Source organism: Kitasatospora sp. NPDC114501 (genome assembly GCF_055633695.1).
On the sequence record NZ_JBVKDS010000020.1, the window covers coordinates 69,240 to 93,595 of the forward strand.

21 protein-coding genes and 1 pseudogene are annotated in these 24,356 nt (G+C 73.3%); 5 read left to right on the top strand and 17 right to left on the bottom strand.

The genetic code is table 11. The annotated features are described in order from the left end of the window. Positions 1–53 precede the first annotated feature (53 nt). The 6 genes and pseudogenes from ACZ7RU_RS31985 to ACZ7RU_RS32010 all read right to left on the bottom strand — a co-directional run bounded on the left by ACZ7RU_RS31985 (position 54) and on the right by ACZ7RU_RS32010 (position 5,502). A pseudogene (locus ACZ7RU_RS31985) lies at positions 54–881 on the bottom strand (ATP-grasp domain-containing protein). A gap of 64 nt (positions 882–945) precedes the next feature. Then, entirely contained in the window at positions 946–1,683 is a 738-nt protein-coding gene (locus ACZ7RU_RS31990; protein ID WP_470344467.1) for a phosphotransferase, read from the bottom strand. A 102-nt stretch (positions 1,684–1,785) separates the two neighbouring features. Beyond that, the gene (locus tag ACZ7RU_RS31995; RefSeq protein WP_470344468.1) at positions 1,786–2,397 is read right to left on the bottom strand and encodes a hypothetical protein; all 612 of its coding nucleotides are present in this window, start codon (positions 2,395–2,397) and stop codon (positions 1,786–1,788) included. 207 nt (positions 2,398–2,604) lie between these two features. Then, positions 2,605–3,585 carry a helix-turn-helix transcriptional regulator gene (locus tag ACZ7RU_RS32000; protein ID WP_470344469.1) on the bottom strand — a complete coding sequence of 327 codons (981 nt, stop codon included), beginning with the start codon at positions 3,583–3,585 and terminating at the stop codon, positions 2,605–2,607. Between the two features lie 125 nt (positions 3,586–3,710). Beyond that, positions 3,711–4,244: a pyridoxamine 5'-phosphate oxidase family protein gene (locus ACZ7RU_RS32005; protein ID WP_470344470.1), complete on the bottom strand. Its 534-nt coding sequence runs from the start codon at positions 4,242–4,244 to the stop codon at positions 3,711–3,713. A 166-nt stretch (positions 4,245–4,410) separates the two neighbouring features. Then, positions 4,411–5,502 carry a DUF5937 family protein gene (locus ACZ7RU_RS32010; protein WP_470344471.1) on the bottom strand — a complete coding sequence of 364 codons (1,092 nt, stop codon included), beginning with the start codon at positions 5,500–5,502 and terminating at the stop codon, positions 4,411–4,413. Between the two features lie 116 nt (positions 5,503–5,618). Between ACZ7RU_RS32010 and ACZ7RU_RS32015 the strand changes: the two genes are divergently transcribed. The 3 genes from ACZ7RU_RS32015 (at position 5,619) to ACZ7RU_RS32025 (ending at position 8,527) form a co-directional block, all read left to right on the top strand. Next, complete coding sequence (locus ACZ7RU_RS32015) at positions 5,619–5,837, top strand: hypothetical protein (protein WP_470344472.1); 219 nt, start codon at positions 5,619–5,621, stop codon at positions 5,835–5,837. Positions 5,838–6,218: 381 nt separating this feature from the next. Next, a complete protein-coding gene (locus tag ACZ7RU_RS32020) occupies positions 6,219–7,487 on the top strand; it encodes an esterase/lipase family protein (RefSeq protein WP_470344473.1) in 1,269 nt (422 codons plus the stop codon). An 11-nt stretch (positions 7,488–7,498) separates the two neighbouring features. After that, a complete protein-coding gene (locus ACZ7RU_RS32025; RefSeq protein ID WP_470344474.1) occupies positions 7,499–8,527 on the top strand; it encodes an alpha/beta fold hydrolase in 1,029 nt (342 codons plus the stop codon). 109 nt (positions 8,528–8,636) lie between these two features. Here the strand turns inward: ACZ7RU_RS32025 and ACZ7RU_RS32030 are convergent, their stop codons facing one another. The 7 genes from ACZ7RU_RS32030 to ACZ7RU_RS32060 all read right to left on the bottom strand — a co-directional run bounded on the left by ACZ7RU_RS32030 (position 8,637) and on the right by ACZ7RU_RS32060 (position 16,619). Then, positions 8,637–11,897, bottom strand: coding sequence for a fibronectin type III domain-containing protein (locus tag ACZ7RU_RS32030; RefSeq protein ID WP_470344475.1), 3,261 nt, complete (start codon positions 11,895–11,897; stop codon positions 8,637–8,639). Between the two features lie 920 nt (positions 11,898–12,817). After that, the gene (locus ACZ7RU_RS32035; RefSeq protein ID WP_470344476.1) at positions 12,818–13,294 is read right to left on the bottom strand and encodes a GNAT family N-acetyltransferase; all 477 of its coding nucleotides are present in this window, start codon (positions 13,292–13,294) and stop codon (positions 12,818–12,820) included. Then, entirely contained in the window at positions 13,291–13,875 is a 585-nt protein-coding gene (locus tag ACZ7RU_RS32040; protein WP_470344477.1) for a class I SAM-dependent methyltransferase, read from the bottom strand. The genes ACZ7RU_RS32035 and ACZ7RU_RS32040 overlap by 4 nt, the downstream gene beginning before the upstream one ends. Positions 13,876–13,914: 39 nt before the next feature. Next, the gene (locus ACZ7RU_RS32045; protein WP_470344478.1) at positions 13,915–14,160 is read right to left on the bottom strand and encodes a hypothetical protein; all 246 of its coding nucleotides are present in this window, start codon (positions 14,158–14,160) and stop codon (positions 13,915–13,917) included. A 1-nt stretch (position 14,161) separates the two neighbouring features. Next, positions 14,162–14,647: an NUDIX domain-containing protein gene (locus tag ACZ7RU_RS32050; RefSeq protein WP_470344479.1), complete on the bottom strand. Its 486-nt coding sequence runs from the start codon at positions 14,645–14,647 to the stop codon at positions 14,162–14,164. 107 nt (positions 14,648–14,754) lie between these two features. Beyond that, entirely contained in the window at positions 14,755–15,249 is a 495-nt protein-coding gene (locus tag ACZ7RU_RS32055; protein WP_470344480.1) for an NUDIX hydrolase, read from the bottom strand. Then, the gene (locus tag ACZ7RU_RS32060; RefSeq protein ID WP_470344481.1) at positions 15,246–16,619 is read right to left on the bottom strand and encodes an NUDIX hydrolase; all 1,374 of its coding nucleotides are present in this window, start codon (positions 16,617–16,619) and stop codon (positions 15,246–15,248) included. Before ACZ7RU_RS32060 ends, ACZ7RU_RS32055 begins: the two co-directional genes overlap by 4 nt. Before the next feature lie 667 nt (positions 16,620–17,286). Between ACZ7RU_RS32060 and ACZ7RU_RS32065 the strand changes: the two genes are divergently transcribed. Further along, entirely contained in the window at positions 17,287–17,586 is a 300-nt protein-coding gene (locus ACZ7RU_RS32065) for a hypothetical protein (protein ID WP_470344482.1), read from the top strand. 312 nt (positions 17,587–17,898) lie between these two features. On the opposite strand, the gene ACZ7RU_RS32070 is transcribed toward ACZ7RU_RS32065, so the two are convergent. The 3 genes from ACZ7RU_RS32070 to ACZ7RU_RS32080 all read right to left on the bottom strand — a co-directional run bounded on the left by ACZ7RU_RS32070 (position 17,899) and on the right by ACZ7RU_RS32080 (position 21,270). Next, on the bottom strand, positions 17,899–18,924 hold the full coding sequence (locus ACZ7RU_RS32070) for a hypothetical protein (protein WP_470344483.1): 1,026 nt from the start codon (positions 18,922–18,924) through the stop codon (positions 17,899–17,901). Between the two features lie 16 nt (positions 18,925–18,940). Beyond that, entirely contained in the window at positions 18,941–19,990 is a 1,050-nt protein-coding gene (locus tag ACZ7RU_RS32075; protein WP_470344484.1) for an LGFP repeat-containing protein, read from the bottom strand. An 80-nt stretch (positions 19,991–20,070) separates the two neighbouring features. After that, the gene (locus ACZ7RU_RS32080) at positions 20,071–21,270 is read right to left on the bottom strand and encodes a DUF4185 domain-containing protein (RefSeq protein WP_470344485.1); all 1,200 of its coding nucleotides are present in this window, start codon (positions 21,268–21,270) and stop codon (positions 20,071–20,073) included. Between the two features lie 286 nt (positions 21,271–21,556). On the opposite strand from ACZ7RU_RS32080, the gene ACZ7RU_RS32085 reads away from it, so the two are divergent. Then, positions 21,557–22,648: a helix-turn-helix domain-containing protein gene (locus tag ACZ7RU_RS32085; RefSeq protein ID WP_470344486.1), complete on the top strand. Its 1,092-nt coding sequence runs from the start codon at positions 21,557–21,559 to the stop codon at positions 22,646–22,648. A gap of 28 nt (positions 22,649–22,676) precedes the next feature. On the opposite strand, the gene ACZ7RU_RS32090 is transcribed toward ACZ7RU_RS32085, so the two are convergent. Continuing rightward, positions 22,677–24,347, bottom strand: coding sequence for a thiopeptide-type bacteriocin biosynthesis protein (locus ACZ7RU_RS32090; RefSeq protein ID WP_470344487.1), 1,671 nt, complete (start codon positions 24,345–24,347; stop codon positions 22,677–22,679). Positions 24,348–24,356 lie beyond the last annotated feature (9 nt).

A 24,356-nucleotide genomic window follows, 5' to 3' on the forward strand; every position in this document is an offset into this window, starting at 1 on the left:
TGACGGCCCCCCGGGGGGGCGGGTGCGGTGGCGGGCGCGGTGCCCCAGAGGGGTCAGCCCAGGAAACGGCGCAGCGAATCCGCCAGGGCGCGCACGAAGCCCTCCCGGACCTCGTCGGCGACCAGGTCGAGGGACAGGTACGGGTTGAGGTCCTCCAGCTCGACCAGGAGCAGCCGGCCGTCCGGCGCGCGGCAGGCGTCCACCCGCTGGATGCCGTGGGCGAGCGTGTTCCACTCGACGAAGCCCCGTGCGAACTCCAGGTCGGCGGCGCTCGGCTGGTACGGCTCCAGCACCCAGCGCCGGGTCGGGTCGGGCGTGTGGAGGGCGTACTGGAAGGCGTCGTCCACGAAGTAGAAGGACACCTCGTAGCGGAAGTCGATCCGCGGCTGGACCAGCACCTCGCCCCACGCGAGGGCGTCCAGCCCGTCGCGGTCGAGGAAGCGCAGGCCGATGCTGTCGGCGCCCTCCCGGGGCTTGACCGCGTAGAGGTCGGCGGCGGGCAGCCGGCCGAGGTCCTGCGGGCGGTCGACGGTGGGGATGACCGGATGCCCCTCCTCTGTCAGGTCCAGCAGGTACCGCTTCCCGGCCATGTCGCCCCGCCCGGTCAGCGGGTTGTAGACCCGCACGCCGTCGGCCAGCGCCCGGGCGCGGAACCGGGCGTACTCCTCCCGGTAGTGCAGCACCGGCCCGCTGTTGCGCACCACGACCGCGTCGAAGCGCCCCATCAGCGCCCGGGCGTCGAGCGGGTGGCACAGGGCCAGGTCGAACCACTCCCGCAGCCGGGAGGTGAGGAGGACGTCCTCGTCGCCCTACCGGCGCCCGCGGGCCGGGTAGGCCAGGTCGGTCACGTACAGCAGGCTGGGCCGGTCGGGCACGGGCACTCCCTCGGTCGGTGGACGGGGAGCGAATCTACCGTCCTCGGCCCGGGCCTCCCCGTCGAGGGCCTCACATCCGGGATCGCAGCACGTCGACCTCGCAGCCCGGCGCGGACGGGTCGAAGCCGTGCTCGACCAGCCAGCGGACCACCACCAGACTCCGCAACGACCACCACGCGCGGATCACGTCGAGGTCGACGTCGGTGCCGTAGCCGGCGAGGAGGTCGGCGAGGCGCTCCTCGTGCCCGAGCGTCAGGATGGCGAGGTCGAACAGGGCGTCACCCCGGCCCGCCTCGGACCAGTCGATGATGCCGGTGACCTCGTCGCCCTCGACGAACACATGATTGATCTGCAGGTCCCCGTGCGTGAACACCGGCGTCCACGGCCGGAGAGCGCCCTCGGCGATCCGGCGGTTGCGGATGACCAGGTCGGCGGGCAGGACGCCGTTCGTCAGGAGCCACTCGCACTCGCCGTCGAGCTCCGCCGCCAACTCGTCGACGCCCCTGCCGGGCCAGCGCGGCAACGGCGCCTCGTGCAGGGCCCGGACGGCGGCGCCCGCCGCGGCCCACGCCGCCGGCGACGCGGTCGACGGCTCGCCGAGGCGGCCGAGCGCCGTCCCCGGGACGGCGGCGATCGCGAGCACGGGCGGCCTGCGCCACAGGACCTCCGGGGTGGGCACCGGCGCCAGGGCCATCGCCTCGGCCTCGACCGCGGTGCGCGCCCGGTCGCCGTCCACCTTCAGGAACACGTCGCCGACGCGCAGGGTCGCGCGCTCGGAGTGGGCGACGACGACCTCTACCTCATGCATGGCGACCAGTATCCCGGGACGACCGTCGGCGGCGCCGGGATTTTTCCACCGGGAGCGGCCGGGGAGCCGCACCAAGCCGCTTCCCACCGTTGGGCGTTCGGGTCAGGAGGTGGTCTCGGCCGTGCAGGTGCCGAGCTGGTCGCCGGGCTGGACGGTGCCGTCGCCGAAGGTCTGGTTCATGACCGTGGCGAACTCGGGCAGGACGATCATCCGGATGTCGGAGAGCGCGAGGTCGACCCGGGGCGGGACCACGGACCGCACGTCGGGGGTGATCCGGGGACGGATGGGGAGGTGGTAGACGGGGATGCGGGCGCCCGCCGGGTCGCTGCTGGACTGCACGACGAAGGTGCTGTCGCCGGAGAGGCTGCCCTCGAGGTTGGAGACCCGCACGTAGTGGCCGGCGGCGTCGGTCAGGGTGAACCCGCCCTTGGCCGCGGTACGGATGTAGACGGAGTTCGCCAGACCGACGGGGTTGCCGACGGCGGTGAGGTCGACGGTGACCGTCCCGGTGGCGTTGACGTCCCGGAAGGACGAGGTGCCGCTGCCCGGGGTGAGGGCCTCGAAGGTGACGCCGTCCTTCGCCCACGAGAGCGTGCACTCGGCGCTGCCGGTGCCCATGTTCATGGTCACGGGGGCGCCCGCGAAGGCGACGGGGGCGAGAGCGACGGTGCCGGCGAGACCCACGGCGACGGCGGCGATCGTTTTCGGGGACATGTGCGGGGACTCCTGGGGTTTCGGGTGCTTCCCCCCCCGGGCTCCGAGTCTTCCGGGCCCGCCGGTGCGCGGCGATCCGGTTGCGCCGAGTAGCGTCATCACCCACGGCCACGGCGGCGGGTCCCGTGACGTCCACCGGCCGCTGCCGGTCGGGCCGTTCGGGAGTCCGCTTCGGTCGGCCGGTCGGTGGGTCGGTGGGTCGGCCGGTCAGGTTCCGCCTCGGCCCGACGGCCGGGTGTAGAGGGCGGCGGCGCGGCGGGTGGCGTCGGCCAGGCGGGCGCGCAGTTCGGGTGGGTCGAGGACCTCGGCCTCCGGGCCGAGGCGGAGGAGTTCGAGGTAGCCGATGTCCCAGGTCTCGACCGGCAGGGTCACGGTGACCCAGCCGTCGGCGTCCGGGGGGCCCGCGGTGGCGAGGGCGTCGGCGGCGACGGTGGGCTCCAGCAGGACGGCGAGGTTCTCGACGGCGACGGGGCTCAGGCGTACCACGGCCCGCTCGCGCAGCATCGCGCGGGTGAACTCCCGTGCCGCGGTGGCCCAGTGGTCGGCGAGGTCGAACTCCGCGTCGCGCTCGAAGCGTTCGTCACCGGCCTCGGCGGTCTCGAAGCGGTCGACGCGGTACGAGCCGAACCGGCCGGACGGGCCGCGCGCCGCGAGGTACCACCGGCCGGCCTTCAGGACCAGGCCGTACGGCTCCAGCCGCCGCTCCCGGGTGCCGCCGCGTGCCGCGTAGCGGCCGTGGAGCACGCGGTCCTCCCACACGGCACGCGACACCTCGGCGAGCAGCGGAGGGGCCTCGGCGTCGCGGAACCAGGCCGGTGCGTCGAGGTGGAAGCGCCGGGTGGCGGCCGCGGGGGCGTCGCCCAGGGCGGCGGCGACCTTCAGCCGTGCGGCGAGGGCGTGCCCGGCCAGGCCCATGTCGCGCAGCGGGCCCGGGAGTCCGGCCAGGTGCAGGACCTCGGCCTCGGCGCGTTCGAGGCCGGTGAGGCGGGTGCGGTAGCCGTCGACGAGCCGGTAGCCCCCGCCGCGACCGCGGTCGGCGTACACCGGCACCCCGGCCTCGACCAGGGCCGCGACGTCCCGCTGCACGGTGCGCTCGGAGACCTCCAGCTCGGCGGCGAGTTCGGCGGCGGTCATCGCCCGCCGGCTCTGGAGGAGCAGCAGCAGCGCGATGGTCCGGCTCGCCCGCACGTCGTTCCCTCCGTCGCCCGTCGCCCGTCGTCGGCGCGCGCCCGCTGGTACGCCGACCGCGCGGGACCATTCTCGCCGGGCGCGGCGGTTCGGCCCGCCCCGCCCCGGGTTCAGTACGGGCGGGGCTACGCCTGACCCGCCGCCGCGCCGAGCTCGGCGGGGTCGGCGGCGAACACCGCCATCCACCGCGGGTGCAGCCGGTAGTAGACCACGTCGTTCTCCCAGTCGAAGGCGTCGTCGCCGTAGAAGTCCCGGAAGTACGCGAGCAGGTCCGGCCAGTCGGCGGCCGGCTCGCCGCCGTGGGGGTTGAGGACCTCCACGGTGCCGTGGGTGAACACGCCCAGCTCCTCCCCGCGCAGGTGCGCGGCGCTGACGGCGGGCCGGGCGGCGAGGTGCCGGGCCTTGGCGGCGCCGACGGCGGTGCCGAAGTGCCACTTTCCGTGCAGGAAGTGCCCGTCCACGCCGCTGATCCGCGGCTCGCCCTTCGCCGTCACGGTGGACAGCGCGAGCGTGCGCATGCCGGTGAGCACGCCGGTGAGCTGCTCGGCGGTGAGCGTGCGCTCGCTGCTGATGATCGACCGCAGGTGGGCCGTGGAGCGGGCGAGCGAGGCGTCGAGGAGGGCCTGGAGCCGGTGCAGTTCCTCGGGTGTTTCGCGCATGAGGGTCCCTTGTCCGTTCGTCGTCCCCGGCCGGCGCCACCACGGAGCCGGCCGGCAACCCCACTGTCCCGGTGAAACCCGACATCCTCTGTCGTGTTTTTCGCGACGGCCTCGGCGACCGGCCGAAGCGGCCGGGCGTACTGATCTGCCGCCCCACCGTCCGTTCCTATCGCAGCACGGACTCCAGGAAGTCGCTGCCGAGCCGGGCCACGACCGCGTTGTCGAGCCGGTGGAGGACGTAGCGGCCCCGGCGCCGGGTGGTGACCAGCCCGGCCTTCTTCAGCACGGCGAGGTGGCGGGAGACCTCGGGGGCGGTGATGCCGTACGCGTCGGCCAGCTCGTTCGTCGAGTAGCTGCCGCGCGCGAGGTTGCGGCACAGGCCCATCCGCAGCGGATGGGTCAGCGCGTCCAGGCGCAGCTTGACCGCCTCCACGGGCTCCGCGCCGCCGATCTCGTGGGCGGCGGCCGGGTACTGGATCACGGGCTGCCAGCCCGGCCCGTACAGGGTGAAGAGGTGCGGCCAGCCGAAGACGGTCGGCAGCAGGGTGACGGCGGTGTCCCGGGCCTGGGTGCGGCCGTGGAGCAGTTTGTCGACGACGATGCGGCTGCCGTGCTCGTCCTCCTCCAGACTCAGCGCCGGTGACGCCGCCGCGAGCGCCGCCGCCAGGCCCTTGCGGCGCAGCAGCTCGGACTTGTGCTGGGCGTCGGCGGCGAGCTGGACGCGGACCCGGCGCCAGGTGTCGGCGAAGAACGCCTGGTCGCAGTCCTCCAGGAGGCGCCGGATCCACGCGCGGGTGGCGGTGGGGTCGGCGAGCATCCGTTCGACGAACGCCGCCTGGCGCGGGCCGCGCGCCGCCGCCAGGTCGAGCGCGCGGCGCCGCGACCACGCGTCGACCAGCGGCGACGGCAGGCCCCTCGGGTAGTGGCTGGTGCTGCAGGAGATCTCCAGGGCCGTGCCGACGAACCGCTCGTCGTCCATGCGGTCGAGGTCGTCCAACTCCTCGGCGAGGGTCTCCCGGGGCCGTGCCGGCATCAGGAAGTCGGAGCGCGTCGACCGCCACATGAACTCGGCCTCCAGCAGCCGGTCGGCCAGCTCCGGTACGAGCGCGGCGGAGGTCGCCGTCGTCCACGCGTGCAGGCGCGCGTGGTGGGCGGGCTCGGCCAGCGCGTGCAGCGCGTTGGCGAGTTCGGCCAGCGGCGAGGGGCAGAAGGTGATCCGCTCGTGCGGCAGTCCGGTGATGTCGATGGTCACGCTCACCCCCCTATGGTGCCGGGCCCCTGACGTGCGGGTTCGGGCGGGGGAGCGCTCCCGCCATTTGACGGGGGCCGTCAATCGACGGGACTTGTGGGGCCACCGGAGTGCACGGTGGGCGCATGAACGCACTGCAGCAGCACCTCCTCGACAGTCACCGGGCCGCCCAGCACGCCGAACCGGCCCCGCCCGTCCCCGGGACCCACGACGTCGAGGTGCTGCGCGCGGCCCGCGACCGCCGCCGCTTCGAGGCGGTCCTCGCCGGCCGCCCGGCCACCGGCCGCCTCCGGCTGGCGCTGCGCCTGGCCCTCCGCCGCCGGCTGCGCCCCCGGCCCTGCTAAGGCGTGTCTGACAATTCCCGCCGGGTGCGCGACGCCGGGGCACGCACCTCGCCGCGTTGTCGTCGGTCACCAATACTCCGCAGTGGCTCCCTCCTCCGCCTTGCGATGCACGCACCCCAACGCCGCGCCCTGATCCGACGCGAATTGTCAGACACGCCTTAGGCCGCACTGCGGGCTCGGCGGAGACCTCGCCGCCGGGGAAAGCGCCGAGCTCAAAGGGCCCGACGGCCGGGGGCGCGGGCTGTTCGCGGCCGGCTCCTGGCCAGGTGGCCGAGGACCACATCAGGAGGCCCGAGGTGTGTGCGACCGACATAGGGAGCGGCACTTCGGCAGCCCTAGGGTGTCTCGGACCGGACCCTCGGCATGGAGGAGTGAACGCGTATGCGAAGAGGACTGGGCTGGGTGCTCGCGGGCGTGCTGGCACTGGTCGGTGCGGCCGTCCCGGCGGTGCCGGCGGTTGCCACCACGGCCGCGGTGCCGTCCAACCTGACCCTGGAGGCGACGTACGGCAGCGTCGCCAACGGCTGGGAACGCGTCGAGCGCTACCTCGACACCACCACCGGCTTCCGGCAGGAGCAGTACCCGCCGGACGGCCGCGGCGACCAGGACGGCCAGCGGCTCACCTTCTTCGGCGGCGTCAAGCAGCCCTTCTCCGGCCGCTTCCTGCTCTACTCGGCCCCGGGCTGGAACACCGGCGCGCACCAGGTCCCCGTGCTGCTGGTGCACGGCGCCAACGACAACCCGGACCGGGCCTGGGCCAACCCCGGTGAGTCCGGCGGCTACGGCTGCGGCTCCGCCTCCTGCCCGAACACCGGGCTGATGCAGAACCTGGCCGGGCGGGGCTACCGGGTCTTCGCGATCGGGTTCGCGCACAAGCAGGGCGACAACCTGATGCAGGCCCAGGAGGTCGGCGACGCCGTCGCGCTGATCCGTGCCAAGCTCGGTGTCCCGAAGGTGGACGTGGTGGGCTGGAGCAAGGGCGAGATGTCCTCGCGGGCCTACGTGTCATCGGTGAAGCCCTCCTGGGGCCGCCCGTACGCGGGCGACGTGCGCAAGCTGATCACCCTCGGCGGCCCGAACGGCGGCTACGACTACCCGTTCGCGCACGGCTGGGCGCACGACTTCTCGATCTGGCCGCAGTGCGGCGGTGCCGTCAACGCCCCCTCCCCCCACCTGCGGATGACGTGCTACGGCACCTACACCTCGCACCCGGAGTTCTCGTTCACCCCCACGAGCGGCTACGACGTCTACCCCGGGCAGCGGCAGATGCTGGCCCGCTGGGACTCGGTGTTCGGCATCGACCAGACCCAGCAGGACTGGTACACGACGTACCACGGCGGGCAGGGCTTCTACACCGACGGCGGCGGCATCCAGGCCGCGATCAACGCCGGCTCGCTGATCGCCCCGCTACAGCAGGCCGGGGTCCCCTCCTCGGTGACGTCGTACCTCCTGGCCGGCGGCACGCCCAGCATCGTCGGGATCTTCAACGAGAACCGCGGGCCCAGCGACGGCGTGGTCTTCGTCGCCAGCGCGCTGGACACCACCGGCTTCGGCACCGTCGGCGGGACCGCGCTCATCACCCTCGCCAACCACCTGCAACTCGGCTGGGACAGCGCGGCCGGCGCGCAGGTCGCCGGCTGGCTGAACTGAGGACCACCCGGATGATCACTGACCGACGGATCGCCACCGACCGGCTCACCGTGAGCCACGCCGAGATCGAGGGCCGCACCGGGGAACCCGTGGTCCTGGTGCACGGCAACGTCTCCTCCGGCGTCTTCTGGCACTCGACCATGACCGCCCTCCCCGAGCGCTACCGTCCGCTGGCGCCCGACCTGCGCGGCTTCGGCGGCACCGAGCCGCTCCCGGTCGACGCCACCCGTGGCCTGCGCGACCACAGCGAGGACCTGCTCTGCTACCTCCGGGCGCTGGAACTCGGCCCGGTCCACCTGGTCGGCTGGAGCATGGGCGGCGGCGTGGTGCTGCAACTGCTGCGCGACCACCCGGAACTGGTCCGCTCCCTCACCCTGGTCAACCCGGTCTCCCCGTACGGCTTCGGCGGCACCCACGGGGTGGACGGGCGGCTCAACTCGCCCGACGGAGCGGGCTCGGGCGCCGGCGGTGCGGCCCCCGAGTTCGTCCGGCTGCTGCGCGAGGGCGACCTGGGCGCCGAGTCACCGTTCGCGCCTCGCTCGGTGCTGAACAGCGCCTACGTCAGCGAGCCGCTGGCGGAACCGGACCCCTTCGTGACCGCGATGCTGACCACCCGGACCGGGGAGGACCACTACCCGGGCGACAGCCGCACGAGCGACGCCTGGCCCGGCTTCGGACCCGGCGACCGCGGGGTGCTCAACTCGATGGCGCCGACCCACTTCCGGATCGACGACCTGGAACTGGTCGAGCCGAAGCCGCCGATCCTGTGGATCCGCGGTACGGCCGACGTGATCGTCTCCGACACCTCGCTGTTCGACCTGGCCCACCTGGGGGCGATCGGTGCGGTCCCGGGCTGGCCCGGCGCCGACGCCTGCCCGGCACAGCCGATGGTGGCGCAGACCCGCGCCGTGCTGGACCGCTACGCCGCCGCCGGCGGGCGGGTGCGCGAGGTCGCGGTCGAAGGCGCCGGGCACAGCGTGCAGTTGGAACGGCCGAAGGAGTTCCTGACGGCGCTGGTGGAGGCGCTGGACGCGGCGTGAGCGGGACGGCCGCCGCGGAACGGCCCGTACGGGTGCGGTGGTGAGGAACCCGCGGCGAACGGCCGGCCGACCTTCGGGCCGGCCGGCCGTTCGCCGCGGCTGGGGACCGTCAGGCGCAGGTGACCTTGCCCGCGTCGTCGGCGGTGCAGACCAGGGTCATCGTGCCGTTGTTGGGATCGCTCGGGTAGGGGCTGGCCGACAGCCGGGTCATGGTCAGCGGGTAGCCGGTGCCCGGGGTCAGCCGACCGACGGTGAACGAGATCAGCGGAGTGATCGTCTGGTGGCCGGCGGCGATGTCCACCATGTCACAGGTGAGGAGCCGCTGCGCCTGGTCGACGGTGCACGCACCCGGGTTGCTGCGGCTGGTGAAGCCCTCGGGGTAGCTGAGCCGGTAGCGGACGTTCGTGGCGTCGCTGGTGCCCACGTTCACCATGTGGGGCGTCACGTAGAGGGTGCCGCCGTTCGCGGTTCCCTCCGTCCGGTCCACGAAGGGGATGGGGTTGGTGGACGGGGCGGGGTGCGACAGGGCGGAGGTGGGCCCCTGCCCGCGCTCGTTCACGGCGGTGACCTGCACCCTGGCGTGGTCCGCCTCGATCTGCGCGACGCGGTCGGCGGGGACCGTCAGGGAGGTCGCGGTGCCGGGTACGGTACCCAGGACCGTCTCGGCGCCGGCCGGGTCACCGGGATCGTGCACCACGGTCACCACGTACTCCTGGATGGCGCTGCCGCCGTCGGCGGGCGCGGTCCAGGTGACGGTCGAGCCGTCCGGGGCGATCGCGGGGTGCTTGGGGGCGCCCGGGAGGGTCGACCCGTGGTGGACCGCCGCCTGGGCGGTGGCGGCCGGGCAGGTGGGCGTACCGGCGGTGGTGGCGGTGACCAGGTCGACGTAGTGGCTGGGCCGGGGGTGCGGCGGGCTGTACAGGCCGGTCTGGTCGACGGTGCCCAGCGATCCGGGTGCCATGGACCAGGTGACCGCCTGGTTGGGGTCGCAGGCCGCCGGCCAGGTCACCGTGTACTGGTGCGAGGCCGCCGCCGCGGTGAGGCTCTCGGACGACGGTGCGGTGGGGCTTTCGGCCGAGTCCGCACTCCGCGCGCCCGCGGTGAGGGCCGCGGCGCTGGACAGGCTCGGTCCGGGGAAGGGCCCGGGGGCGTTGTACAGGTCGAAGGTCTTGCTGTAGATCTCGCCGCCGGCGGAGATGCTGGCGACCTTGAAGTCGACGACGAAGAACAGCGCGACCTTCAGTGGTGCTTTCACCGTCAGCCATGGATTGGCGGAGGTGTCCGCGGTCACCTCGATGGCGGGCGTGATCTCCAGCCGCGGGCCGACCAGGTTGTAGACGAGGATCTCGAGCGCGACGGGGAAGGAGAAGGTGACCTTGGCCGCCGCGTCCAGCGAGTAGTCGAAACTGGTGACCGGGTCCTTGGTCAGGTCCGTCTTGTGGACCGCTCCGGTGTTGTCCCGGCTGATCTTGCCGCCCATCGTCCGCTCGTAGGAGGCGGAGAACGAGAACTTGATCGATCCGTCGATCGCGGTCTCCGTGTACACCGTCAGCGAGGGGCACAGCACGATCGCGTACACCGTCAGGCAGGTCGCCGGTTTGACGGTCAGCAGCGGGTCGCGCTTCGTCTCGTGCTTGTAGGCGACGCCCAGTTCGCCGACGATCGACGCCTTCGCGGTGGCCGTCGCGGTGAAGTCGTAGGTCATGGTGTAACCGCGGGGATCCACCGCGTAGTAGGCGGGATCGCGCTCGAGACCGGCGGTGGCCGACCAGTCGGTGCTCAGGCTCAGGGCCGCGGTGAGCTTCGCGGTGACCGTCGTGTTGTTGCCCAGCCGCTCCTTCATCTTGGGATCGTTGGTGAGCTTCTCGGCCAGGTCGAGGGTGAAGGTCTTGTTCGCGACTGTGCCCGAGCCCTGGGCGGCCACCGACGCCTGGACGTCGGGGTTGAGCATCTTGATCCGGTAGCCCTCGGCCCCGGAGGCGAGCCGGCTGCCGGTGGCGGTGAAGTCCAGGTTCAGGAAGGCCTGTTCCAGTGCGGCCTGACTGGTGGTCAGGGTCACCGTACCGCCGACGGTGCTGATCTTCTCCACCGTGCGCAGCAGCCCGCCGTGGAGCAGCGGGTTACTGCTCTCCCCGACGACGATGACGTTCTTGACCTTCAGACCGGTCACCTGGGCGGGCGGGTTCGTGAACACCACGGTGCTGCCGGTGACCTTGGTGACGGCCGCGGCCGAGGCGGCGGACAGCATCACCGTGCCGGCCGCCAGGACCGGGGCGGGCGCGGCCTTGACGACTGCGCTGGTGGCGCCGTGCTGGCCGTTCTGCTGGGTCGCGGTGACCGTGATCGCGTACTCGACGCCCGGGGCCAGCGCGGTCAGCGTCGTCTGCTTCGCGGCGGCCGGCGCGGTCACCGTGACGGACGGGTGGCCGGCCGCGGTCGCGTCGACCGTGTAGCCCGTGATGGTGTTGCCGCCGTCGTCCAGCGGCGCGTCCCAGCTCACCTTCAGCGAGGTCGAGTCGGGCTGGTTGCCGTCCGCGCCGACCGGCGGCGGTGCGGCGGTCACGTCCTGCGGGGCGCCGGCGGTGTAGGCGGCCCTGGTGAGGACGGTGCCGTTGGAGTTGGCACCGGTGGTCTGGCTGTCGGTGCGGCCGGCCGGGCTGGTCCCGGCGGCGTTGGTCGCGGTGACCGTGACGAAGTAGTACCTGTCGTTGACCAGCCCGGTGACGGCGGTGCTCGTCACGTCGCCCGCCACGTTCACGGTCACGCTGGCGCCCGGGCCGTTCGGGGTCGCGGTGACGGTGTAGCCGGTCACCGGCGAGCCGTTGGGGTGGGCGGGGTTCCAGGCGGCGATGACCCCGCCTTCCCGTCCCAGCAGGGTGGCAAGGGTGGGGGCGAGCGGTGCCTTGGGCGTCTGCGGGCCGCCGACGAAGGCGGGGGAGACGCCGGAGAGGGCACCGCCGACGGTGGTCTCCGTGGCCCGGAACGCGTAGTTGACGTCGTCGGTCAGGCCGCCGACCTCGACCACGGGGGGGTTGGCCGGGTCCGGGCGGTCCACCTTGCCGGTGGCGACCGGTGCGCCGGTCGCGTTGCCGTCGGCGTCCAGCGCGTACGCGGACACGTCGATGTGCGCCACCGCCTCCTGGGCGGTGTCCCCGGGGGTGACGGTCACGTGCACCGTGCCGGTGGCGAACGGCTGCACGGAGTCGATCAGGGGCGTCTGCACGGCCTGGGCCGCGACGCCCGCCCGCCCGGAGGCCGGCGCCGCCCCGGCCGCTCCCACGGATCCCGCGCCCAGCCCCAGCGCGATCGCCACGGCCAGCACCGAGCGGCTGCGTAAGCGCCCGCCCCTGGTCTTCCTCGAGAACCACATGCTCATACCTCTCCGCCCGCGGCACGCATGGGTCCGCGGGATCGGGGCCCCGGCGGAGCCCCGCCGGAATCTACCGACCGGGAACCGGAACCAAACCATCCTCAACACGGCTTCATCACAAGCGGATTGGTGTCTAGGGGGTCCGTCGGGGGTGGCGTATGAAACGTCATCAGATCGCCACGGACGGTGACTGTTTCGGTGGGAGGAGGGCGGAGGGGGGGGAGGGCAGCCCGGACGCGCCATGTGATCGGCCAGGTCCGGGAGATGTGCAGGATGGGGCGGCACGGGTCAGCGGCCGTCGAGCTGACGGAGGCCGCTGTCGGCCGGATCGTCGAGTTCCGCGGACTGCGGGCCGGGGAAGGCCCCGGGGCTACCCGTACGGTCGCCGCCGGGCCGCCGGGCCGCCGTGCGAGGGGCGTCGGCAGAACCAGGGAAACGCCCCCGGCTGGATGGCGACGCACTTCTGGACGGAAGCGCCCGGAAGCGCTCAGGCCCTGGACGGTTGTCACGTCTGGTGGGGCGACCGGGCGGGCATATCACCGACACTCGGCGACGGGCCCGGCCGCGACTCCCCCACGAAGCGCAACCGGGCCCCAGCCGGCCACCGGGCCTGGGCGCGACTCCCCCCACGGAGCAGTGCCTGGGCCCGCATCCTGCTCAACCAGCGACACGCAGCGTACATGCCATCTACACTCAGCGCTACCTGGCTGCGGTCGGTTGGCCTCGCCGGTCTCCGTGACCGGGGCAGCGGGCGTGAGGCGGGGAGCGGGCGCTCGTGACCGGGGTGCGGCGCGGAGGTCGTCCATCCGGCGGTGGACTCGAGCAACAGTAGCCGGTCGTCGTGGTCGGTGAAGAACACGCCGGCGTTGGTGACGCCGTGCGGCGGGGTGGGGGGAACTGCGTGGTCGGGACGAAGGTGGTCATCGCACCCACCCGCCGGGGCCGGGGCGCAGCGTCATGAAGCCGTCGAGGGGCTCGAATCCGAGGGTGCGGTAGAGGTGTGCTCCGGCGGCGGTGGCGCGCAGTTCGACCGCGCCGCAGCCGCGGTCCTTGAGGGCTTCGACGAGGGCGGTGGTGACGGCGCGGCCGTGTCCGCGGCGCTGGTGGGCGGGGTCGGTGGCGACGGTGTGGATGCGGCCCCACAGGCCGGTGGGGAAGGCGGGGCCGAGGTAGCCGCGGTAGATGATGCCGATGGCGCACGCGGCGAGGCCGCCGTCGGAGGGGACGACGTACGCGACCAGGTTCGGGTCGCTGCCCAGGCGTTCGCGCATGTCGTCGCGGAAGGTGGTGCGCCACTCGTCGGTGAGCGGGCCGCCGTCCAGGACGGCGACGCGCAGGCGCAGCAGCTCGTCGGCGTCGTGGGGGACGGCGGGCCGGGCGGCGGTGGTGGGAGTCAACGGCTGGTCCTCTCCACGGTGGGGCGGGTGGTCAGCAGGAGGCAGTGCAGGTCGTCGAGCGGGTACTCGGACACGTCGGCCCAGCCGAACGAGCGCAGCAGGTCGAGGGCGGCCGAGCGCAGGCCGATCGACTCCCAGCCGGCACGCTGGCGTTCGGCGAGCGGGGTGGTGACGAGGAGCCGGCCACCGGGGACGAGGAGGCGCCGCGCGCGGGCGACGGTCGGCACGAGGTCGACGAACGGGAGGAACAACCGGCAGGTGATGAGGTCGAATTGGCCGGCGGGGAGCAGGCTCAGGCCGCCGCGGTCCGTGTCGAGGAGCCGGAAGTCGAGGCCGTCGCGGCCCTGGTACCGGCCCTGGGCGGTGGCGACGGCGACCTGCGAGAAGTCGACGCCCGTGGTGCTGAAGCCCAGGCCGTGCAGGGCGGCGGCGTACTCGCCGGTGCCGCAGCCCAGGTCGAGCGCCCGGCGACCGGCACCCGGGCCCACGCGCTCGGCGAGCAGCGCGACCTCCGGTTCGCCGACCGGGCGGAAGCCCTTGCCCTGCTGGTAGTGGTCGTTCCAGGGGTCGGCGGCGGACACGGCCGCTCCTCTCGGTCAGGGGGCGCTCAGCGGGGCGGGTCAGTCGGCGGGAGGAGGGCCGGGCGGTTGCCGCGGGCCGGTTTCCAGGCGCTCCAACAGCCGCTCCACCCTGCCGTCGGGCCGGTAGAGCGTGCGGTAGGCGTACGGGTGCCGTCCCCCGGGCAGCGTCTCGACGCCCTCCTCGATGACGGTGCGGCCCTCGGCGATGGCGAGCAGCCGCAGGTCGACGTCGGCGGGCAGGGCTGCCTGCTCGCCGGTGGGCGGGCGGCGGTGGCGGCCGGGCATCTCAGGCCCCGACGAAGGCGCGCAGGTCCTCCGAGGCGCCCCAGCCGTAGGTGGAGAATCCCCGGCCGTCGCCGGAGAGGTAGGCGGTGAGGGCGGCGTGCGAGGTGGGGAACATCGGGGTCGGCAGCGCGTCGGCGTCGACCCACAGGACGGCGAGGTGCTTGTCCGGTTCGGCGTTCGTCAACTCGCCCCGCCAGGACGTCGCGACGAACACCGAGAGCAGGAACGGGCCCTTGCCGTCCCAGCCGGTCTTGACCTGGATGGTGTGGACGAGCCGCAGCTCCTCGGCGGCGACCACCAGGCCCGCCTCCTCGCGCAGTTCGCGGGCGGCGGCCTGATCGAGTCGCTCGCCCTCTTCGGCCTTGCCGCCGGGGACGGTCCAGGCGGGGACCGTGGACCAGGAGTCGTTGGCGTAGTGGACGCAGGCGATCTTGCCGGCCTTCTCGTCGTGGACGATGACGCAGACGGCCTGACGCAGGGACTGCATGTGTGCTCCAACCGGTAGGCGGAGAAGGGTAGTTCGCGCGACGGGGTTCGGGTCGCGCAGCAGGTCGCGCAGCGGCCGGTCGACGTCCTGGGGCAGGCGGGGCGCGGTCATGCCGGCCGGCCGACGGTGGACAGGGCACTGCCGCGGGAGATCTCGCCGAGCGCGTGGACGGTGTAGGGCACGGTGTCGGCCGGGAGTCGGTCGAGCGGCCACCAGCGCAGCGCGTCGCACTTGTGCGGTTCGGCGTTGCGGACCCGGCCGTCGTAGAAGGCGGGCCGGAAGAACAGCTGGAGGCGGCTGCGGCCGTCGTCGGCGTCGAGGTGGTGCAGGGTGTGGACGAGCGTGAGATCGTCCTCGGCGATGAGGATGCCGAGGTCCTCCTCGGCCTCGCGCGTCATCGAGCGGGTGACCGCCTCCCCAGGCTCCATGTGTCCGGCCGGCAGGTGCCACAGGCCGTTGGCGTAGGAGGTGTTGCGGCGCCGGCCGAGCAGCACGGTGTCGCCGTCGAGCAGGACGAGGTGGACGCCGACGGCCAGGGTCGGCGGCTCCGTCCCGGTGGGGCGTGGCACGGCGGGACGGCGGATGCCGTCGAGCGGCTTCACGAGGTCCTCCCGGAGGGCGGGCCGGCCGCCTCGGCGAGCATCGGCAGGTAGTGCCGCAGGTAGGGCGGGACCTTCAGATCGAGCACTTCGCCGAGCGGGACCATGCGCACGGCCAGGCCCTCGTCCCCGAGCCTCAGATCGCTCTCGTCTCCCTCCCAGACGGCGTGCAGGACGCGGGTGAGCGGGTGCACGAGGTCGTGCTGCGGACCCTGCACCGGCCGGATTCCGGTGACCGTGATCCCGGCCTCCTCGCGGACCTCTCGGGCCGCGGTCTGCTCGGGGGTCTCGTCCGCCTCCCGCCATCCGCCGATCGGCGTCCAGTGGCCGGGCCAGGCGATACCGGGCTTGTCGTCGCGCTGGTGCATCAGCAGCCGCCCGGCCGGGTCGGTGACGAGGACCATGATGCCTTCGAAGTCGTCGACCGGATCAGGGCGTTCGAAGTACAGCGCCGTGCCGGAACGGTGGGCTCGCAGGATCTGCAGGAGCCGCCGGTAGCGGGCGGGTTCCATGTGGGCGTGCCAGTCGTGGGCGGTCTCGAACCGGAACTCGGTGTGCTCGGACGGGTCGAGGCGGATCCGGGCCTGCTGCTCGGGCGTCAGGACTCCGCCGTCGAAGACGTAGCCGCAGACCGGCACGGGGTACTCGGTGCCGGCCTGCTCGTGGATGACGGCGACCAGGCGCCGCCGGGCGATCACCTCGGGGTTCTCGGTGGCGAGGTCGAGACCCAGCTCCTCCTCCGCCTCTCGCAGGGCGGTGGTGAACGGGGTCTCGCCGTGCTCGACGTTGCCGCCGGGGAAGTTCCACACGTCCGGGTTGATGGTCGAGCGCATCCCGAGGACTCGGCCCTGCGGGTCGGTGACCAGGAGGCAGCCGTAGGAGCTGGGTCGGGCGATGGTGGTGAGGTAGCCGCCGACCGGCCGCCAGCCCGGGATGCCCAGGCGGTGGGTGAGCCACTCGATCACGGCACGCTGCCCGTCGCTGGTCGGCGGCAGGGCGCCCGGGTACGCCCACTGGTGGCCGTCGTGGTCCGGGGAGAGGGCGATCTCGGTGCCGTCCGGCACGACGGTGGTGAAGACGAACTGGCGCACGCGCCGCCCGCGCTGGTCGGTGAAGTCGAGATGACGCGCGTACTCCAGCGGCAGGCTCGTGAGCCCGGTCTCTTCGGCCAGCTCGCGGGCCGCGCCGTCGGGCACCGTCTCGCCGTCCTCCCGACCGCCGCCCGGGTACTCCCACAGGCCCGGCAGGACGTCGTGCGGGGACCTTCGCATCATCAGAATGCGTTCCGAGGAGTCCCGGACCACGACGCCGAGGCCGATCCGTTCGATGCCCTCGCGGGCAGCGAGGTCGGTGAGTTGGTCGAAGTCGATCACTGAACTGGCTCCTCGGAATCGCTGGGCGGGTACGGCCGGTCGTCCGGGAGGCGTGAGGCAGGCAGCGCGTCGGTGGGGTTCTCCAACGAAGTCCTCCAGACAAGGGCGGTGTTCGAGCGCGCGGAGCCGTCCGCCGGAACCGGGCACATCAAGTGCACATTCAGACGCCCGAGTTGGACGGCTTCGCGCGAGCGGAGGCGACTGATGATGGTGCTGTTCGAATGCGGCGCTCAAGCGAATTCCCGCCAGGCGATCCTGGGTCGAACGGGGACTTTTCGAGCATCCCGCGCGGGTGCTCCCATGCCTCCTCCAACCGGCTGCGCAGGACGTCCGGCAGGCTCCCGAGCCCAGTGTGCAGGCGGCGAGAGCCCGTTCGAGTGCCGCGCCCCGGCGCGGGTCGAGGTGGAGCCGGACGCCCTCGTGCAGGAAGGAGGCCGCGCAGCGCGAAGCCGTCGCCGGATTCACTCGTTCGGCTGGCCTGCCGGGAGAGGGTGTTTGGCGGCGGGGGCTCGGGGCTGGCCACGTGATGGTGGGCTCAACGCGCGTGGTGAAGGCGGCCAGGCTCTCGTCCGGATCGACGGCGAGGAGAGGGTGGACGCGAGGCCTCGATGTGACCCCTTGTCGGACCAGAGAGCTAACGTGCTCCAGAGCTCAAGGAGGAGATGGCGTGGCTGAGTCGAGTTGGCAGCTGATGCAAGGAGACCGGCTGGTCGGGACGCTGGTCGAGGAAGAAGTCGACATGTTCTGGACAGACTGTCACTTCGCGCCAGGGCCCGGCTGGGAGGATCTCCGCCCCCTCTTCGAGGCGTCCCGTGACGCCTGGCGAAGCGGAGACGAAGAGGCTGCGGTCGAAGCCGACGAAGTGATTTACGCGCGAGGACTCGTTCTCGCGCCGGTTGACGGCGGGGCGCCGCTCACGGAGTTCCTCCTGCGCATCAACGGTGACGAGGCTCGCTTCCGCTACTGAGATCACGTCATGCCTGGGCACCCCGTCGCCACCGTCGGCGTCGAGGATGCGCAGCGGCATCGAGGTGAAGCGCGTCATGGGGCCGCGGGCGCCGGCTCTGTTGTCGCTGGAGAGATGACGCCCGCAGGATGGAGGCCCGGCCGGATCGGCGATCTCCCGCTCGATGCGGTCGAGGTGAGCGTGGACCGGGGCCGATTGGTCCTGGGCAGGTCGAGCTTGCCGTTCGTGGGGCGACGGGTTCGCCGGATGCCCGAGGTCGCACAGCCGCGCGTTCCCCGACGCTGGGGAACGCGCGGCGCGCTGTGGCCTTGGCTACCTGGTGATCCAGGTGCCTTGGGTGGGGTTCCAGTGGATGACGGCGTTCTGGAAGCGTTGGGCTTTGCCGCCGTTCTCGTCGAGTTCGTCGGTGGTGGGGTAGCCGAGGGTGGTTTCGCGGCCGTTGGCGGCGAAGGCGTCGTGGATGGCGCCGTGGACGGAGTGGGTGCCGGTCTGGGGGGACCAGAGGAAGAGGCCGTGTTCGAAGTACTGGTAGCGGCCGCGGGTGCCGTTCGGCGCACTGGCGGCGTCGGCTTCGTCGGTGGTGGGGAAGCCCCAGTGGCGTTCGGCGTCGGTGTTCCAGAAGGTGGTGAGGATGTCGCCGTAGACGGGGTGGGCGTCGTCGGGGTGCCAGAGGATGATGCCGTTCTGGAACTGCTGGAACCGGCCGCCCAGCGAGGAGTCGCGCTCCCCGGTGATCGGGGCTCCGAGCGCGCTGCCCGCCCCGCCCATCGCGGCGTACTTGGCGCCGATCGACCCGTACGGGACGAGGTCGTCCAGCCGGTTGTACCGGCGGGGGGAGAAGCCGCGCAGCCCGTTGGTCCAGGTGTCCTCCTGGGCCACGTAGCCGTAGTCGATCTCCTCCCGGACCACCGGCTGGGTGTGCGCGCCGTCCGCCCACCGCACGAACAGGGCCACGTGGTCGGTGCCGCCGGAGTCGCGCAGGAGGGCGTCACCGGGCTGGAGATCCGCGGCGGCGATGTCGGAGGTGACGTTCCACAGGGACCAGGTGGTCAGGGAGGAGCTCAGGTTCCAGGCCATGGACACGAAGCCCGAGCAGTCCGGGCGGTAGCAGCCGAACCGGTTGTCGTGGCAGCCGTTGTTGTCGTACGGCACCCTCTCGTCGATCCAGGACTGCGCCCGGTCCAGGACCTCGCCCCGGCCGATCGGCTCGTCGGGGGAGGAGGCGCCGGCCTGCGGAGCGGCGCCGAGTCCCACGGTCACGGCGGCCAGCAGCAGGGCTGCGAAGCGCGCGGCGCGACGCGGGACCGGGGACGAGGTGGGTCGGTTGAACGATGGCATGGGTCCGCCTTGCGGGTCAGTGGGTGATCCAGGTGCCTTGGGTGGGGTTCCAGTGGATGACGGCGTTCTGGAAGCGTTGGGCTTTGCCGCCGTTCTCGTCGAGTTCGTCGGTGGTGGGGTAGCCGAGGGTGGTTTCGCGGCCGTTGGCGGCGAAGGCGTCGTGGATGGCGCCGTGGACGGGGTGGGTGCCGGTCTGGGGGGACCAGAGGAAGAGGCCGTGTTCGAAGTACTGGTAGCGGCCGCGGGTGCCGTTCGGCGCACTGGCGGCGTCGGCTTCGTCCATGGTCGGGAAGCCCCAGTGGCGTTCGGCGTCGGTGTTCCAGAAGGTGGTGAGGATGTCGCCGTAGACGGGGTGGGCGTCGTCGGGGTGCCAGAGGATGATGCCGTTCTGGAACTGCTGGAACCGGCCGCCGAGGGAGGCGTCCGACTCGGCGCGCACCGGCAGGCCGAGCACGCTGCCCGCCCCGCCCATGGCGGCGTACTTGGCGCCGATCGACCCGTACGGCTGGAAGGCCTCGTCGCGCTGGGCGCGGGCGATGTCCTCCGCCTGGTCGTAGCGGTCCGGGTAGGCCGAACGCTGGACGGCCTGGGCGAGTTGGCCCGCGGTGCTGCCCTGCATGTCGGGTTCCATCCGCATGGCCGCCTCGAAGAACCTGCCCGCCGCGTAGTTCACGTCGAGCAGTTGGTCGGGGGAGCCCCAGCCCTGGGAGGGGCGCTGCTGGAAGACCCCGAGCGAGTCCCGGTCGCCGCACGCCAGGTTGTTCATGTGGGACTCGACCCAGCCGGTCTCGAAGCCGGCCAGCATCACCTTGTCGTCCACGTTCATCCGCTGGCCGACCTCGAACACCTTGCGGGTGACGGCGATGTCGCGGTCCGCCGGGACGCCGCAGCCGACGTCGGTCGCGGAGAGGTGGTCCGTCGTGCCCGGGAGCGGCTGGGTGGTCCGCGGGCCTGGGACGGGCCCGGGGGCCTGGGCCCGGGCGGGGCCGGCCAGGACGGCCACCAGCGTGGTGGCCAGCAGCGCGGCGGAGGCCAGGACGGCGGGTCGTGCGGTGCCGACAGGCATGCACGGTCTCCTTCGGGTCGCTTCGTCGGGGGCGGGGGCCGGCGTGGGGGTGGCTGTGGTTCGCCGGGGCCCGGCGGGCGTCACGGGTTGATGCCGTCGTACTGGAGCACCCGGTAGGGCGACTGCCCCTGCTGCCCGTTCCACTGGGAGACGATCAGCGTCAGCGAGTCGGCACCGGCGCTGCCCGGGTGGATGTAGCCGCCGTAGAGGGACGGCAGCTGCGGCCGGCCCCAGTGGCTCGGCGGCCAGGAGCTGTTGCCGGCGATCTGGACCTTGGGCGCCGTCCACACCGCGTCCGGGCGCGGCGCGGTGCGGGTGCAGATCGAGTAGTCGGTGACGTCGAAGTAGCTCATGCAGTACGTGCCGCCGATCCGCTTGACGGAGAACTCCCCGATGTTGTTGCCGGAGAGGATCACCGACGGTCCGGCGGCCGTCGTCCACTGCCAGGAGCCGTTGAGGTAGGCCCAGTTCTCCTGCGCACCGAAGTTCCCGGCTCGGAAGTCGTTCGGCCGGATCCGGAAGAGCTGGATCGCGCCGCCGTCGGCGGTGTTGCGGTGGGTGCCGTTCCAGCGCTTGGAGAAGACGTACAGCCAGCCGTCCGGGTCGATCCCGGCGAAGGACCACATCCCGTACATCGACTGGTTGGTGCCCTGGGTGTCGCCGGGCCAGTGGTACGGGTAGTCGTGCCAGGTCACGCCGTGGTCGTCGGAGTAGGCCACCCCGGACATCAGCGAGCCGTCGTAGCCGGCCGGCGGGGTCCAGGTCGCCACCGAGGTGTACTGGATGTAGGTGCGGCCGCCGAACTCGATGCAGTCGTTGGGGATGCGGCTGAACTCCCAGCCGTGGCCGTTGTCCGTCTGGTGCGCGTAGTCGAACAGCTGGTTGGCCTGTCCGCCGGTGGGCATCGCCCAGGTGAAGGAGATCGGCGAGCCGCCGGTGCGGTCGAAGTCCGCCTGGGCGAGCATCACCGGCGAGCCGAGGTACGGGTCGCGCTGGGCCGGGTTGGCCCAGGCGTCGCCGAAGACGTAGCCCCAGGTGCCGTCGTGCTCCCGGAAGTACGGGATGCCGAGGTCTCCGGAGCCCAGGCCCTGGGCGCTCGCCGAATCACCGGGGGTGTCGCAGAGCGGGGTGCCGTTCTGGGCCAGGGTGGTGGCGGTGCCCGCGCGGGCGGGGCCCGCGGCCGTGCCGAGCAGGCCGGCGCCCAGCGTCAGGCCGGCGCCGGCACGGAGGACGGTTCGGCGGCTGGGCTCGCCGTGGGCGGGCCGGGAAGCGTTGGACATCGACGGATCCTCCTGGGGGTGGTGACGTGCGACGTGGTGAACGCGGCGGCGCGCGCGGCAGGCGCGCGCTGACGGCGTGTGAAGTACCGCACACGGCGTATCCGGTGGAAAGCCGGGGCGCGGCACCCCGGGACCCGGTTTGATCCTTGGCATGACTGGTGCAAAGCCGGGGTGCCGTGTCCATCGAATACGGCGCGGGTCGCGCTGTCACGCGCCGGTGACCTGCTCGGACAAACGCCGGACAACATCAGGACAAGCACGGAACGGGAACTGAGGGGACGAACGGGTGGGACGGCAGGAACAGCCACTGGACGCCGGGGACGGACCCCTGGCGCTCTTCGCGCTCGAGCTCAGGGAGTTGCGACGCCAGGCCGGCAGCCCGCCGTACCGGCGGCTCGCCGCGACCACCAACTACTCGGCCTCCACGCTCGCCGAGGCCGCCGCCGGCCGTCGGCTGCCCAGCGACGCCGTGCTGGCCGCATTCGTGGCCGCGTGCGGCGGCGACCCCGAGGAGTGGGAGCGCCGCCGCGTCCGTACGCACCGGCTGATCACCCGACCGCCGGTGGTGGCCGGGCCGCCTGGACGGGCGGTCGCCGGGGCGGAGGCGGTCGCGGGGGAGCCCACGGAGGAGGCGGTTGCGGCGGCGACCGCGGAGGAGCCCGCGGCGGCGACCGCGGTAGGGGGGAACGAGGCGGCGCCCCATGGCGCTACGGCGCCTGACGTGCCGACGGCGGCGCCCCAGCGCGGGCGCCGGCCGGTCGTCCTGCGCCGGGTCCTCGGCTCCGCCGCCGCCCTCCTCTTCGCGCTGACCTTCGGCGTCTGCGTCCAGGGGGACTCGCCCGCGTCGGGCGCCATGGCACCCGTCAGCGTCCGGGCGCCGGCCCAGGACCCGGCCCGCTGGCTCCGCCCAGGCACCGACGTCCCGGCCCCGTACCGGGACCCGATCATCGAGGCGGGCACCAGCTGCTTCGAACCCGAGGTCACCCCCGCCCTGATCGCGGCGATGCTCAAGGCCGAGAGCGGCTTCGACCCGAACCTGAGCGACCCGGCCGCCGACGAGTACGGCATCGCGCGCTGGACCCCGCGGGTGCTGCGCCACTACCTGCCGGTGGGCCGTCAGGACACCGTTCCCGAACCGCCCTTCAGCGCGGAGGAGTCCATCCTGGCGGTGGGCCGGATGCTCTGCGCCATCGCGCCCGAGCTGCGGGGCGTCGAGGGTGACCCGGCGCTCAACCTGGCCGCCGCCTACCGCACCTCCACCTGGGTGGTGCGCGGGCACGACGAGGCGAGGCTGGCGTCGATCCGGCCGTACCTGGACCAGGTCCGCGGCAATCTCGAGCGTTACCGCCCGGTGCGACCCGAACCGCGGCGCCGCTGAGCCGGTCGGAGCCGCCCGGCCCCGCGGGTCAGGGCGACGCCGGGCGGCCCAGGGGCAGGAGGTACTGGATCGGCTCGTCGAGGTCGTCGAGGGCGAGGAGCTCGTGGGCGAGGTCGTCGAAGAGGCCGCCGAGGGGCGTGGTGCCGAGCCCGAAGGCGGCGGCGGTGAGGAGGAGGTTCTGGGCGAGGTGCCCGGTCTCGACGAGTCCGAGGCGCAGCGCGCGCAGGCCGTAGCGGCGGCGCAGTCCGGCGAGGTCGAGGTGGACGGCGAGCACCGCGGGCGCCTCGTCCACCACCAGGGCCTGCGGGTCCGAGTCGGGGCGGGTGAGGTAGTAGGACAGGGCCTTCAGCTGGTCGATGTCGGGCGCCGGGCCGATCGGGCGCAGGGCGCGCAGCTCCGGTACGCAGTGGTAGGTGCCGGCGGGCAGGCCGTCGACGGCGAGGGCGACCAGCCGGACCCGGACGGCGCGCATGGCGCCCGCGCTCGGGTACGGGCGGTCGCCGGTGGGGCGGTTGGGCGCGTACGCGGACCAGAGCACGCCGCCCAGCTCACCGGCGGTCAGCGGACCGGTCAGCCGGCCCCGGGCGGAGCGGCGGGTGCGCAGCGCGTCGGCGAGGGAGACGGCCGGCAGCGGGTCGGCGGGCAGCGGGAGGTCGCCGGGCGCCGGCCGCGGGGCCTCGGCGGGCGGCACCGGCGCCAGCGCGGTGTCCTCGGGGCGCCCGATCTGGAACTTGCTGTGCTCCAGGTACTGGTGGTCCGGGGCGTGCCGGCCCTCGGGGAAGAAGGTGAACGGCCGGTCCGTCTCCAGGAGGGTGCGGCCGGCGAGCCGGCAGACCGCCCGCTCCTCGTCCGGCCCGACCCCCAGCCGGTTGAACAGCATGTGCAGCTGCGAGGCCCACACCCGGCGCAGCCGCTCCTCGGACGCCTGCGGTGCGCCGGCCCGCATCCGGGCGGCGGCGTCCGCGACGCGCTCCGACCAGTCGGCGAGCCAGGGCGTGGCCGTACCGGCGTCGAGCGCCTCCCGCAGCGCCGCGGCCCGGCGGGCCAGGGCCTGCCGCTGCCGGGCGAACACCACGTTCACCCGGCTGTGCACGGCGGCCCCGGGCAGCGGCTGGAACTCCGTCACCCAGCGCCAGCCGGCGGCGTGGCGCCGCAGCCAGCGGGCGGACGCCAGCTCGTCCAGTCCCAGCGCGTGGGCGGTGGTGTGCGCCAGGTCCAGGGCGACGGGCAGCCGGGCGCCGGGGGAGGCGTCGAGGGCGCGCAGCGCGTGGACGGCCGTGCGGGTGGAGTGGGTGAAGAGCTCCTCGGCGATCGGCAGCAGCGCGGGCCCGCCGTAGCGCTCGGTCTCCGGCTCGTACGCGACGGCGGTGACCTCCCCGTGCCGGGCCGTCCACGGGCCGTCCGGCGGGGTGTACGGGGAGGCGAGCCGGGTGAGTTCCTCCGCCAGGGTGTCCGGGTCCCCGGCCGTCTCCCGGAAGCGGATCCGCAGGTGCGGGCCGCCCTCGCCGTAGCGGATGAAGAACCAGCCCTCGCCCGCGAGGCGGTCCATCAGCGGCGCGAGGTCCTCGGTGACGAAGGCGTCGGTCTCGGGTGCGGGCAGCGGCAGGGCCAGGTGCAGGCTGTGCCAGGCGGCGGTCGGCGGCTGTCGGGTCGTCATCGCGTCCTTCCCGGACGGCAGGGCGGGGATCGAGCGGGACATCAGGGGAAC

What these genes read in the sequence shown, in the direction of transcription:
- ACZ7RU_RS31990 (WP_470344467.1), bottom strand. Translation starts at nt 1,683, where the DNA reads ATGCATGAGGTAGAGGTCGTCGTCGCCCACTCCGAGCGCGCGACCCTG.
- ACZ7RU_RS32005 (WP_470344470.1), bottom strand. Translation starts at nt 4,244, where the DNA reads ATGCGCGAAACACCCGAGGAACTGCACCGGCTCCAGGCCCTCCTCGAC.
- ACZ7RU_RS32020 (WP_470344473.1), top strand. Translation starts at nt 6,219, where the DNA reads ATGCGAAGAGGACTGGGCTGGGTGCTCGCGGGCGTGCTGGCACTGGTC.
- ACZ7RU_RS31995 (WP_470344468.1), bottom strand. Translation starts at nt 2,397, where the DNA reads ATGTCCCCGAAAACGATCGCCGCCGTCGCCGTGGGTCTCGCCGGCACC.
- ACZ7RU_RS32070 (WP_470344483.1), bottom strand. Translation starts at nt 18,924, where the DNA reads ATGCCATCGTTCAACCGACCCACCTCGTCCCCGGTCCCGCGTCGCGCC.
- ACZ7RU_RS32015 (WP_470344472.1), top strand. Translation starts at nt 5,619, where the DNA reads ATGAACGCACTGCAGCAGCACCTCCTCGACAGTCACCGGGCCGCCCAG.
- ACZ7RU_RS32050 (WP_470344479.1), bottom strand. Translation starts at nt 14,647, where the DNA reads ATGCAGTCCCTGCGTCAGGCCGTCTGCGTCATCGTCCACGACGAGAAG.
- ACZ7RU_RS32045 (WP_470344478.1), bottom strand. Translation starts at nt 14,160, where the DNA reads ATGCCCGGCCGCCACCGCCGCCCGCCCACCGGCGAGCAGGCAGCCCTG.
- ACZ7RU_RS32025 (WP_470344474.1), top strand. Translation starts at nt 7,499, where the DNA reads ATGATCACTGACCGACGGATCGCCACCGACCGGCTCACCGTGAGCCAC.
- ACZ7RU_RS32080 (WP_470344485.1), bottom strand. Translation starts at nt 21,270, where the DNA reads ATGTCCAACGCTTCCCGGCCCGCCCACGGCGAGCCCAGCCGCCGAACC.
- ACZ7RU_RS32075 (WP_470344484.1), bottom strand. Translation starts at nt 19,990, where the DNA reads ATGCCTGTCGGCACCGCACGACCCGCCGTCCTGGCCTCCGCCGCGCTG.
- ACZ7RU_RS32090 (WP_470344487.1), bottom strand. Translation starts at nt 24,347, where the DNA reads ATGTCCCGCTCGATCCCCGCCCTGCCGTCCGGGAAGGACGCGATGACG.
- ACZ7RU_RS32030 (WP_470344475.1), bottom strand. Translation starts at nt 11,897, where the DNA reads ATGTGGTTCTCGAGGAAGACCAGGGGCGGGCGCTTACGCAGCCGCTCG.